The organism is Pseudalkalibacillus hwajinpoensis, assembly GCF_039851965.1.
In the GTDB taxonomy this organism is placed as follows: Bacteria; Bacillota; Bacilli; order Bacillales; family Guptibacillaceae; genus Guptibacillus; species Guptibacillus hwajinpoensis_E.
Genome location: NZ_CP156674.1, coordinates 2185255 through 2198162, shown reverse-complemented (window position 1 = coordinate 2198162; position 12908 = coordinate 2185255). Strand labels below are relative to the sequence as shown.

General features: G+C 46.0%; 6 protein-coding genes, 3 rRNA genes and 1 other annotated feature. Of the genes, 8 read left to right on the top strand and 1 reads right to left on the bottom strand.

The genetic code is table 11. The annotated features are described in order from the left end of the window. Positions 1-130: 130 nt before the first annotated feature. The 3 genes from ABFG93_RS11580 to rrf all read left to right on the top strand — a co-directional run bounded on the left by ABFG93_RS11580 (position 131) and on the right by rrf (position 5151). Positions 131-1681: ribosomal RNA gene (locus tag ABFG93_RS11580) — 16S ribosomal RNA — on the top strand. Positions 1682-1949: 268 nt separating this feature from the next. Then, positions 1950-4879 (top strand): 23S ribosomal RNA (locus ABFG93_RS11575). A gap of 155 nt (positions 4880-5034) precedes the next feature. Then, positions 5035-5151: ribosomal RNA gene (rrf, locus tag ABFG93_RS11570) — 5S ribosomal RNA — on the top strand. Together the 16S, 23S and 5S rRNA genes form the textbook arrangement of a ribosomal RNA operon. A 222-nt stretch (positions 5152-5373) precedes the next feature. Here the strand turns inward: rrf and ABFG93_RS11565 are convergent. Next, on the bottom strand, positions 5374-6333 hold the full coding sequence (locus ABFG93_RS11565; RefSeq protein WP_347548194.1) for a YaaC family protein: 960 nt from the start codon (positions 6331-6333) through the stop codon (positions 5374-5376). Between the two features lie 116 nt (positions 6334-6449). Between ABFG93_RS11565 and guaB the strand changes: the two genes are divergently transcribed. The 5 genes from guaB (at position 6450) to serS (ending at position 12768) form a co-directional block, all read left to right on the top strand. Beyond that, positions 6450-7907 carry an IMP dehydrogenase gene (gene guaB / locus ABFG93_RS11560; protein WP_347548193.1) on the top strand — a complete coding sequence of 486 codons (1458 nt, stop codon included), beginning with the start codon at positions 6450-6452 and terminating at the stop codon, positions 7905-7907. 174 nt (positions 7908-8081) lie between these two features. Further along, a complete protein-coding gene (locus ABFG93_RS11555; protein WP_431522088.1) occupies positions 8082-9401 on the top strand; it encodes a D-alanyl-D-alanine carboxypeptidase family protein in 1320 nt (439 codons plus the stop codon). Between the two features lie 184 nt (positions 9402-9585). Beyond that, a complete protein-coding gene (gene pdxS / locus ABFG93_RS11550; protein WP_347548191.1) occupies positions 9586-10473 on the top strand; it encodes a pyridoxal 5'-phosphate synthase lyase subunit PdxS in 888 nt (295 codons plus the stop codon). 77 nt (positions 10474-10550) lie between these two features. Beyond that, positions 10551-11144, top strand: coding sequence for a pyridoxal 5'-phosphate synthase glutaminase subunit PdxT (pdxT, locus tag ABFG93_RS11545; protein WP_347548190.1), 594 nt, complete (start codon positions 10551-10553; stop codon positions 11142-11144). 66 nt (positions 11145-11210) lie between these two features. After that, positions 11211-11415, top strand: a binding site (T-box leader). Positions 11416-11493: 78 nt separating this feature from the next. After that, positions 11494-12768 (top strand): serine--tRNA ligase, encoded by a 1275-nt coding sequence (gene serS / locus ABFG93_RS11540; RefSeq protein WP_347548189.1) that lies wholly within the window; start codon positions 11494-11496, stop codon positions 12766-12768. Positions 12769-12908 lie beyond the last annotated feature (140 nt).

Below are 12908 nucleotides of genomic sequence, written 5' to 3'. Positions count from 1 at the left end.
ATTAATTAAGTCGCCGATAAAAACGGTTGAAATGAAAGAAACAAATCGATCTTTGAAAACTGAACGAAACGCCATGTAAGTAGTTGTTTCTACGGAAACAAATATTGTTTTAAAAGCTAGATTAAGCTTTCTATCGGAGAGTTTGATCCTGGCTCAGGACGAACGCTGGCGGCGTGCCTAATACATGCAAGTCGAGCGAAGATTTGGGAGCTTGCTCCTAAATCTTAGCGGCGGACGGGTGAGTAACACGTGGGCAACCTGCCCTGCAGACTGGGATAACTCCGGGAAACCGGAGCTAATACCGGGTAATACATCGCACCGCATGGTGTAATGTTGAAAGTTGGCCTCTGGCTAACACTGCAGGATGGGCCCGCGGCGCATTAGCTAGTTGGTAAGGTAATGGCTTACCAAGGCGACGATGCGTAGCCGACCTGAGAGGGTGATCGGCCACACTGGGACTGAGACACGGCCCAGACTCCTACGGGAGGCAGCAGTAGGGAATCTTCCGCAATGGACGAAAGTCTGACGGAGCAACGCCGCGTGAGTGACGAAGGCCTTCGGGTCGTAAAGCTCTGTTGTTAGGGAAGAACAAGTACCGTTCGAATAGGGCGGTACCTTGACGGTACCTAACCAGAAAGCCACGGCTAACTACGTGCCAGCAGCCGCGGTAATACGTAGGTGGCAAGCGTTGTCCGGAATTATTGGGCGTAAAGCGCGCGCAGGCGGTCCTTTAAGTCTGATGTGAAAGCCCACGGCTCAACCGTGGAGGGTCATTGGAAACTGGGGGACTTGAGTGCAGAAGAGGAGAGTGGAATTCCACGTGTAGCGGTGAAATGCGTAGATATGTGGAGGAACACCAGTGGCGAAGGCGGCTCTCTGGTCTGTAACTGACGCTGAGGCGCGAAAGCGTGGGGAGCAAACAGGATTAGATACCCTGGTAGTCCACGCCGTAAACGATGAGTGCTAGGTGTTGGGGGGTTCCACCCTCAGTGCTGAAGTTAACACATTAAGCACTCCGCCTGGGGAGTACGACCGCAAGGTTGAAACTCAAAGGAATTGACGGGGGCCCGCACAAGCAGTGGAGCATGTGGTTTAATTCGAAGCAACGCGAAGAACCTTACCAGGTCTTGACATCCTCTGACAATCCTGGAGACAGGACGTTCCCCTTCGGGGGACAGAGTGACAGGTGGTGCATGGTTGTCGTCAGCTCGTGTCGTGAGATGTTGGGTTAAGTCCCGCAACGAGCGCAACCCTTGATCTTAGTTGCCAGCATTCAGTTGGGCACTCTAAGGTGACTGCCGGTGACAAACCGGAGGAAGGTGGGGATGACGTCAAATCATCATGCCCCTTATGACCTGGGCTACACACGTGCTACAATGGACGGTACAAAGGGCAGCAACACCGCGAGGTGAAGCGAATCCCATAAAGCCGTTCTCAGTTCGGATTGCAGGCTGCAACTCGCCTGCATGAAGCCGGAATTGCTAGTAATCGCGGATCAGCATGCCGCGGTGAATACGTTCCCGGGCCTTGTACACACCGCCCGTCACACCACGAGAGTTTGTAACACCCGAAGTCGGTGGGGTAACCTTTATGGAGCCAGCCGCCGAAGGTGGGACAAATGATTGGGGTGAAGTCGTAACAAGGTAGCCGTATCGGAAGGTGCGGCTGGATCACCTCCTTTCTATGGAGAATTACGAGGTAACATTGGTTACCAACCTTACATGAGCGTTTCGTTTAGTTTTGAAAGAATGATTTACTTCTTTCAAAACAGGCTAGTCGAAGAAGCAGCAATGCCGATTCGAGTGATAGCCATGTTCCTTGAAAACTAGATAGCATAAACAACGACATCCAATAATTATTATTTTTTTGCGTTAAATCTTTAGTAGTTAGTCACATCTAACGATGTGCATCGACGAAGTTAGAAGCGTTAAGCGACTAATGTAGTCTAAGGTTAAGCTACTAAGGGCGCACGGTGGATGCCTTGGCACTAGAAGCCTAAGAAGGACGGGACGAACACCGATATGCTTCGGGGAGCTGTAAGTACGCTTTGATCCGGAGATTTCCGAATGGGGGAACCCACCATCCGTAATGGGATGGTATCCATTTCTGAATACATAGGGAATGGAAGGCAGACCCGGGGAACTGAAACATCTCATTACCCGGAGGAAGAGAAAGCAAATGCGATTTCCTGAGTAGCGGCGAGCGAAACGGAATCAGCCCAAACCAGAGGGCTTGCCCTCTGGGGTTGTAGGACGTCTCTTTGGAGTTACAAAGGCACGGATAGACGAAGCGACCTGGAAAGGTCCATCACAGAAGGTAACAATCCTGTAGTCAAAATCCGCTGCCCTCCGAGACGGATCCTGAGTACGGCGGGACACGTGAAACCCCGTCGGAATCTGGGAGGACCATCTCCCAAGGCTAAATACTCTCTAGTGACCGATAGTGAACCAGTACCGTGAGGGAAAGGTGAAAAGCACCCCGGAAGGGGAGTGAAAGAGAACCTGAAACCGTGTGCCTACAACTAGTTGGAGCCCGTTAATGGGTGACAGCGTGCCTTTTGTAGAATGAACCGGCGAGTTACGATCCCGTGCAAGGTTAAGCTGATAAGGCGGAGCCGCAGCGAAAGCGAGTCTGAATAGGGCGACAGAGTACGTGGTTGTAGACCCGAAACCGGGTGATCTACCCATGTCCAGGGTGAAGTTCAGGTAACACTGAATGGAGGCCCGAACCCACGCATGTTGAAAAATGCGGGGATGAGGTGTGGGTAGCGGTGAAATGCCAATCGAACCCGGAGATAGCTGGTTCTCTCCGAAATAGCTTTAGGGCTAGCCTCGCGGCAAGAATCTTGGAGGTAGAGCACTGATTGGACTAGGGGTCCTTACCGGATTACCGAATCCAGTCAAACTCCGAATGCCAACGATTTATCCGCGGGAGTCAGACTGCGAGTGATAAGATCCGTAGTCGAGAGGGAAACAGCCCAGACCACCAGCTAAGGTCCCAAAGTATACGTTAAGTGGAAAAGGATGTGGCGTTGCTTAGACAACCAGGATGTTGGCTTAGAAGCAGCCATCATTTAAAGAGTGCGTAATAGCTCACTGGTCGAGTGACGCTGCGCCGAAAATGTACCGGGGCTAAACGTATCACCGAAGCTGTGGATTGTCTTACGACAATGGTAGGAGAGCGTTCTAAGGGCTGTGAAGTCAGACCGAAAGGACTGGTGGAGCGCTTAGAAGTGAGAATGCCGGTATGAGTAGCGAAAGACAAGTGAGAATCTTGTCCGTCGAAAGCCCAAGGTTTCCTGAGGAAGGCTCGTCCGCTCAGGGTTAGTCGGGACCTAAGCCGAGGCCGAAAGGCGTAGGCGATGGATAACAGGTTGATATTCCTGTACCACCTCCTTTCCGTTTGAACGACGGGGGGACGCAGGAAGATAGGGAGAGCGCGCTGCTGGAAATGCGCGTCCAAGCGATTAGGCTGGTGAATAGGCAAATCCGTTCACCGTGAAGGCTGAGTCGTGATGGCGAGGGAAATTAAGTACCGAAGTCCCTGATTCTACACTGCCAAGAAAAGCCTCTAGTGAGGAAAGAGGTGCCCGTACCGCAAACCGACACAGGTAGGCGAGGAGAGAATCCTAAGACGATCGGGAGAACTCTCGTTAAGGAACTCGGCAAAATGACCCCGTAACTTCGGGAGAAGGGGTGCTTCCTCGGGTGAATAGCCCAGGGGAGCCGCAGTGAAAAGATCCAAGCGACTGTTTAGCAAAAACACAGGTCTCTGCAAAGCCGTAAGGCGAAGTATAGGGGCTGACACCTGCCCGGTGCTGGAAGGTTAAGAGGAGGGGTTATCCCTTACGGGAGAAGCTCTGAATCGAAGCCCCAGTAAACGGCGGCCGTAACTATAACGGTCCTAAGGTAGCGAAATTCCTTGTCGGGTAAGTTCCGACCCGCACGAAAGGTGCAACGACTTGGATACTGTCTCAACGAGAGACCCGGTGAAATTATAGTACCTGTGAAGATGCAGGTTACCCGCGACAGGACGGAAAGACCCCATGGAGCTTTACTGTAGCCTGATATTGGATTTTGGTACAGCTTGTACAGGATAGGTAGGAGCCATAGAAGTCGGACCGCCAGGTTCGATGGAGGCGTCGGTGGGATACTACCCTGGCTGTACTGACATTCTAACCCAGCACCGTGATCCGGTGCGGAGACAGTGTCAGGTGGGCAGTTTGACTGGGGCGGTCGCCTCCTAAAGTGTAACGGAGGCGCCCAAAGGTTCCCTCAGAATGGTTGGAAATCATTCGCAGAGTGTAAAGGCACAAGGGAGCTTGACTGCGAGACCTACAAGTCGAGCAGGGACGAAAGTCGGGCTTAGTGATCCGGTGGTTCCGCATGGAAGGGCCATCGCTCAACGGATAAAAGCTACCCTGGGGATAACAGGCTTATCTCCCCCAAGAGTCCACATCGACGGGGAGGTTTGGCACCTCGATGTCGGCTCATCGCATCCTGGGGCTGAAGTAGGTCCCAAGGGTTGGGCTGTTCGCCCATTAAAGCGGTACGCGAGCTGGGTTCAGAACGTCGTGAGACAGTTCGGTCCCTATCCGTCGCGGGCGCAGGAAATTTGAGAGGAGCTGTCCTTAGTACGAGAGGACCGGGATGGACACACCGCTGGTGTACCAGTTGTTCCGCCAGGAGCATAGCTGGGTAGCTACGTGTGGAAGGGATAAGTGCTGAAAGCATCTAAGCATGAAGCCCCCCTCGAGATGAGATTTCCCACAGCATTAAGCTGGTAAGATCCCTTAGAGATGATGAGGTAGATAGGTTCGGGGTGGAAGCGTGGCAACACGTGGAGCTGACGAATACTAATCGATCGAGGGCTTAACCTAAAAACGAAAAGCGAAGTGAGCCGTTTGGCTCACGGACCTGGACATATTGGAAAACGTTGTACGTGCTATCTAGTTTTCAGGGAATACCTGAAACAAGGAAGTTTGATTAAGGTGCACCACGTCCTGTGGTGAACATTGAACTAACATCCTGTTAGTCTAGTGACGATGGCGAAGAGGTCACACCCGTTCCCATGCCGAACACGGAAGTTAAGCTCTTCAGCGCCGATGGTAGTTGGGGGATCTCCCCCTGCAAGAGTAGGACGTTGCCAGAACTAGAAAAAGTCAGAGATCAATAGGGTCTCTGACTTTTTTGTATGGTTTTGTACTCGTTTGATTCTTCATGAATAAGCAAAAAGACATCTTTGAAAGCTACGTAGGGGTGGGAGAAGCAAGAAATTCGAGGAAGCAAGTGATGACAGACCGGAGTGGATATTCGGAGATCCATGAGGATCTGGCATCACTAAGAACTGCTCCATTTTTCAGACCACTATTTCTCATATTCTTGTTTCTAAAAACCCATATAGTAACTCTGGCACCTTTTGTGAAGTTACCTCCAGGAATTGCAATATAAATGGGAGGTCTGTAGACTCCTGTGTGTGAAAGAGGTCACCCCACCATTCTGTTTCATACCGACAAATCATGCTCAGATTGTAAAGAATGAGATAGTGCGCCATAACTTCCGTGATAGGATTGTACTGTACCCGTTCTGCAGGGAGAAATAGGCCATGATGAGTAGATAGGTAGGGTCGACCATTAAACTCTTCTGTGAGGCATTCCTCACAGTTTAGTGTCATTACGTCACGATTAGTTGAAATGACTTTGATCTTTCTTTTAGCATGCTGCTGCAGATACGCTTCAAACCGTTCTATCGTCATATTAAGAGAATCCAGGATGTTCGATTGGATTGTGAAAGAGGTTGAAGTGATGGGAATCGCTTGATAGCAAGTTACCTTACCTGTCAGCTTTTCAAAAAGGGGACTGATCTCAGGAATGAGGGACAGAAGTTCTTCCATTCTGTACTTTTCACCTTCCAGTTGTTCCACATGAAACATTTTTCTCGAAAAGTATTCAAAGAGTCCATTCTTTTGTCCTTTTACTTCGTCTTGCATAAAAGCATAGTGACGTTTTTTACGTTTCCTCGACGTCACACCATGTGCTAGTACATGAGTATCGCCGGGATAATTCGGATCCAGAGTAATAAGGCACGCTTTCAGTAACTGAATCATCCCGTAAAAAAGGAGAATTGGTTTTAATTCTGTTTCAGCCAACGTAGCATGCCGATAATAACGCTCGCCATATTCAATGAAATACATAAAACGATAACAGGCGTCGTAACTTTTACGCTCATAATCCTCAAGTTCCATTTCAGAATAGCATTTTTTTAAATATTGCTGCACGTATGACGATGAGTGATAAGCATAGTTGGTTGTAAAGTGATGTCCAGAATATCCCATTGAATGCCTCCGTGTTTGATAATTCAAACTTATTCTATCTTTCTTGACAGTAGTTTAACCAATTGATAAGCTACTAATAAAATTTTGGACAATTCGATTAGAGGAGGATGAAAGGGATGTGGGAAACAAAGTTTGCAAAAGAAGGGTTAACCTTCGATGATGTTTTATTAACACCAGCTTTCTCAGATGTGTTACCGAGGGAAGTATCCGTAAAGACTCAGTTAACAAAGAACCTGGAGTTAAATGTTCCGATTATTAGTGCTGGTATGGATACAGTGACTGAAGCGCCTATGGCTATTTCAATGGCACGACAGGGTGGACTAGGTATCATTCATAAGAGTATGTCTATTGAGGAACAGGCCGAGCATGTTGACCGTGTCAAACGTTCCGAAAGCGGCGTAATTACTGATCCTTTCTTTCTCATGCCAGAACATCAAGTATTCGATGCTGAGCATCTAATGGGCAAATATCGTATTTCAGGGGTTCCGATCGTCAATGAGGACCGCAAGCTAGTTGGCATCCTAACTAATCGAGATCTTCGTTTTATTGAAGATTATTCAATTCAAATTAAAGATGTCATGACAAAGGAAAATCTAGTTACTGCTCCGGTTGGTACTACGCTAAAAGAAGCAGAGCGTGTTCTTCAGAAACACAGAATTGAAAAGCTTCCTCTTGTTGATGATGATGGTACTCTTAAAGGCCTTATCACAATTAAAGATATTGAAAAGGTGATTCAGTTTCCTCAGTCAGCAAAGGATAGCAGAGGGAGACTTCTTGTAGGTGCTGCGGTAGGTAATACAACAGATGCTTTGAAGAGAGTAGAGAAGCTAGTTGATGCAGGCGTAGATGTGATCGTTCTAGATTCTGCACATGGTCATACTGAGGGTATTATGACGAAAGTAAGTGAAATAAAGAGTGCATTCCCGGACTTATCTGTTATCGCAGGAAACGTAGCAACAGCTGAAGGAACAAAAGCACTGATCGAAGCAGGTGCAGATGTGGTGAAAGTAGGAATTGGACCTGGATCCATATGTACAACACGTGTCATCGCAGGTGTTGGTGTTCCACAAATTACAGCAGTATATGAATGTGCTACTGAAGCACGTAAGCATGGGGTTAGCATTATTGCAGATGGTGGTATCAAGTTCTCTGGAGATATTGTTAAAGCGATCGCTGCAGGAGGACATGCCGTGATGCTAGGTAGTATTCTTGCTGGCGTTGACGAAAGCCCAGGTGAACGGGAAATTTACCAGGGTCGTCAATTTAAGGTCTATCGTGGTATGGGCTCTATTGGTGCTATGGAAAAAGGAAGTAAGGACCGTTATTTCCAGGAAAATATGTCTAAGCTCGTTCCCGAAGGTATTGAAGGACGCGTTCCTTACAAAGGGCCACTTAGTGATACAATTCATCAGTTAATCGGTGGATTGCGTTCCGGCATGGGGTATTGTGGGACTAGAACCCTTGACTCACTGCGTGAAGACAGCCAGTTTGTTCGTATTACTGGGGCAGGTCTCCGTGAGAGCCATCCTCATGATGTACAAGTAACAAAAGAAGCACCAAACTACTCCGTCTAAGTAGTGCTTTAGACTGAAGTTATATCATGTCTGTGACAAAAATAGATTAAATCATTCGAAAAGTAGATAGGGGATCTTCCTCTATCTATTTTTTTGATTTTAGGTGTGATAGAATAGCGGTTATGTGAGACTTATTTGGAGGTGTAGGGGTTGAAAAACCTTGGTTTGAAAGCCATGATCGTCACCATGGCGTTTGTATTATTATTAGCAGGAACATTTGGTGGAGGCAAATCTGCATTTGCTGCAGAAGCGCCCGAAATCCATGCGGAAGCAGCGATCTTGATTGATGCAGATTCGGGGAAAATTTTATATCAAAAAGATCCTGAACTAACGCTTTCACCTGCAAGTATGACAAAAATGATGTCGGAATATTTATTACTTGAAGCCATTAAAAACAATGAAGTTAGCTGGGATGATAAAGTAACCATCAGCGAAACAATTCATAAACTTTCCCAGAATCGTTCTCTTTCAAATGTGCCTCTTCGTGTAGATGAAGAGTATACTGTTAAAGAATTGTATGAAGCGATGGCAATCTACTCTGCAAATGCTGCTACCATGGCGCTAGCAGAACACGTAGCAGGATCAGAAACAAAGTTCGTTGAGATGATGAATGCCAAAGCAGAAGAAATGGGCATGAAGGAATATAAGTTCGTGAATAGCTCTGGTTTGAATAACAGAGATCTGGTTGGCAATCATCCTGCTGGAGACCCTGAAGAAGAAAATATGATGTCAGCTCGTTCAACTGGCCTACTTGCTTATAATCTACTAAAAGATTTCCCAGATGTACTTGAAACAACAAGTACTCCTGTTAAGAATTTCCGCGAAGGTACTGATGACGAAATCGTCATGAAGAACTGGAATTGGCTCCTTCCTTCTCTTGTTTATGCTGATAAATATTCAGTCAAAGGAATTGACGGGCTAAAAACAGGATCAACTGATCTGGCAGGATTCGCATTTACTGGAACAGCAAAACAGGACGATATGCGTCTGATTTCAGTTGTTATGAAAACAGATTCCTATGAAGCTAGATTTAAAGAAACAGCGAAACTCCTTAATTTCGGATTTGATCAATTTGAATCGCAAATGATTGTCAATAAAGGTGACAAACCTGAAGGCGATTCAACTGTTGATGTTGTAAAAGGTAAAGAGAAAGAAGTAGGTGTTGCTGCAGGGGAGTCATTTAATGTGGTTACCGATAAAAATACGGAAGAACCATATGAGCTCAGCTATGAATACGATAAGTCCCTTTTAACAGAAGATGGAGAGCTAACTGCACCACTTAAACAAGGCGATAAAGTTGGACAAATTGTACTCAAATCAACTGGAGAAGACTTTGGTTACATAACTGGTGATAAAGGCTCATCTATTCCACTAGTAACGACTGAATCTGTTGAAAAAGCAGGTTGGTTCACGCTTACTATGCGGGCAATCGGTGGTTTCTTCTCGGGCGTTTGGATAAGTGCCGCGGATGCAGTGAAAGGTCTGTTTAGCTAATAAAAAGAAACATTTTCGGAAAAAATACTCTTCGATTGCGGAATCGGAGGGTGTTTTTCTAAATCTTTTAGGAAATCACTGCTCATGTGATAGGACAAGTGATGAAAAAATGTTACAATAAAAGCGTTTCGTGGAAGTACGGATTCAAAAGACGATTTCCAATATATATACGGGAGGAATATAGATGAATCAACAAACAGGTACAGATCGTGTAAAACGTGGTATGGCTGAAATGCAAAAAGGTGGCGTCATTATGGACGTTGTCAATGCAGAGCAAGCAAAGATTGCAGAAGAAGCTGGTGCAGTAGCTGTAATGGCGCTAGAACGCGTTCCTTCTGACATCCGTGCAGCAGGCGGCGTAGCTCGTATGGCTGATCCTACAATTGTAGAGGATGTTGTAAATGCAGTATCCATTCCAGTGATGGCAAAATGCCGTATTGGCCACATTGTAGAAGCACGTGTGCTTGAATCAATGGGTGTTGATTATATTGATGAGAGTGAAGTATTAACTCCAGTTGATGAGGAATTCCATCTTGATAAGCGTAAGTATACTGTTCCGTTTGTATGTGGAGCACGTAACCTTGGGGAAGCACTGCGCCGTGTTGGTGAAGGTGCTGCAATGCTTCGTACTAAAGGTGAACCAGGAACAGGGAATGTTGTTGAAGCTGTGCGCCACATGCGTCTTATTCAATCCCAGATTCGTAAAGTGAAAAGTATGTCTGAAGATGAACTAATGACAGAAGCGAAAAATCTTCAAGCGCCATTCGAGCTTCTTCTTCAAATTAAAGAGCTTGGACGTCTTCCAGTTGTTAACTTTGCAGCAGGCGGTGTAGCAACACCTGCTGATGCAGCGTTAATGATGGAGCTTGGATCTGACGGCGTTTTCGTTGGTTCTGGTATCTTCAAATCAGACAATCCAGAGAAGTTTGCTAAAGCGATTGTGGAAGCAACAACTCATTATCAAGATTACGAGTTAATCGCAAGCATTTCTAAAAACCTTGGTATTGCAATGCCGGGTATTGAAATTTCTTCACTGAAGCCATCAGAACGCATGCAAGATCGCGGCTGGTAAGTTGCTTCAATGACCCCCACCTGAGCAAGATTAGGTGGGGGTCTTACTTAGATAAGACAAAAGGAGTCGAGAGCAATATGGTGAAAGTCGGAGTGCTTGGACTGCAGGGAGCGATCCGAGAACATGTGAAAGCACTTGAAACAAAAGAAGCAGAAATCATTGTAGTTAAGCGTGTGGAGCAGCTTGAAGATTTAGATGGCCTTGTGTTGCCTGGTGGCGAAAGTACAACAATGCGACGCTTAATTAATCAGTATGGCTTTCTTGAGCCGTTAAAAGCCTTTGCAGCTGAGAAGCCGATCTTCGGTACATGTGCTGGTCTTATTCTTCTAGCTGAGCGTATTGATGGAATGGATGGTTCTCACATCGGGGTGATGGATGTGACCGCAAAGCGTAATGCCTTTGGACGTCAGCGTGAAAGCTTTGAAGCACCATTACCTGTTAAAGGATTGGATGAAGATTTTATTGGCGTCTTCATTCGCGCTCCATACATTGAAGAAGTTGGAGAAGACGTTGAAGTGCTTGCAACATTTAACGAGAAGATTGTGGCTGCTCGCCATGGACGTTTTCTCGCATGTGCTTTCCACCCGGAATTGACTGATGATGATCGCATGCACCAAATGTTTATCGAGATGGTTCTTGAGTTTAAGAAACAAGGACTTGCAACCGAGTAATTTTTCGTGTAAATTATTACGTACTAAGAGGCAAGAGATAAGCTCTCTGTCTAAGACGTATGATAAACGAAAACGTTGACGGGAATTAGTAATAGATGTTCAATGCCAAGAGAGTCGATGGATGGTGTGAATCGATCATTGAACCCTGTGAATCCATCCCTGAGTAGAAAGCTGAATCAAGTAAGCTTTCTCGGAGCAGACCGTTATTCTGTTAAGAGGCAGGCTAACGTCTGCAATCAGGGTGGCAACGCGGGTAGCTCTCGTCCCTTTATAGGGGACGGGGGCTTTTTTGTATTCAAAAATGGATTTCGTTAACTCGTTTATTGTTCATAAAAAAGGAGGAACAAACATGATTGATTTAAAGTACTTACGCAAAAATTTCGAGGAAGTAAAAGTGAAATTATCCAAGCGTGGGGAAGACCTTGTAGGACTCGATCGTTTCGAAGAACTTGATCAGCGCAGAAGAGAACTAATCGCAGAAACCGAGCAATTGAAGAGTAAGCGTAATGAAGTTTCTAAAAACGTTGCTGTATTTAAGCGCGAGAAGAAAGATGCAGATCATTTAATTAAGGAAATGCGCGAAGTAGGCGATAAGGTCAAAATAATTGATGAAGAGCTTCGAAGTGTTGAAACGGAGCTTGAGCAGATCCTTCTTCAAATCCCGAATATCCCACATGAAAGTGTCCCTATTGGCGAGACAGAAGACGATAACATTGAAATTCGCACGTGGGGTGAAAAAACGAATTTTGAATTTGAAGCGAAGCCGCACTGGGATGTTGCTACTGATTTAAATATCATAAATTTTGAGCGCGCTGCGAAAGTAACGGGTAGTCGTTTTGCCTTTTATAAAGGTGCAGGTGCCCGTCTAGAACGATCTCTCATTAACTTTATGATGGATCTTCACGAATCTGAGCATGGCTATGAAGAAATTCTTCCACCATACCTTGTGAACCGTGAAAGTATGACTGGAACAGGTCAGCTACCTAAATTTGAAGAGGACGCATTTAAAATCCGTGAGGAAGACTATTTTTTAATTCCAACGGCAGAAGTACCGGTTACAAACTTCCACCGCGATGAAATTCTTGATGTGGGAGATCTTCCACTTGCCTACACAGCATTTAGTGCGTGCTTCCGTTCTGAAGCAGGCTCTGCAGGTCGTGACACAAGAGGGTTAATTCGTCAGCACCAGTTTAACAAGGTTGAGCTTGTTCGCTTTGTGAAACCTGAAGATTCTTATGACGAGCTTGAGAAGCTTACTGGACACGCTGAGAAGGTGCTTCAACTATTGAACCTACCATATCGTGTGATGAGCATGTGTACAGCTGATCTCGGTTTTACAGCTGCGAAGAAATACGATATTGAAGTGTGGATTCCAAGCTATGGAACTTATCGTGAAATTTCTTCATGCAGTAACTTTGAAGATTTCCAGGCACGCCGTGCAGGCATTCGCTTCCGTAGAGAAAAGAATGGCAAACCTGAATTCCTTCACACTTTAAATGGGTCTGGTCTTGCGATTGGAAGAACAGTTGCAGCCATTCTTGAGAATTACCAGCAGGAAGACGGTTCCGTCGTCGTTCCAGAAGTCCTTCGTCCATATATGGGTGGGCGAGAAGTGATTAAATAGAACGATTAGGAGCTAGGGAAACCCATTTGATCCTTCTATTTTGAACCTGTTAGCGGATGTAGCTATTGAGTATATAACCATCAAATAGCTACATCTTTTACTAACAGAAACATATTTTAAAAAAGTTTTGTTATGTTGTT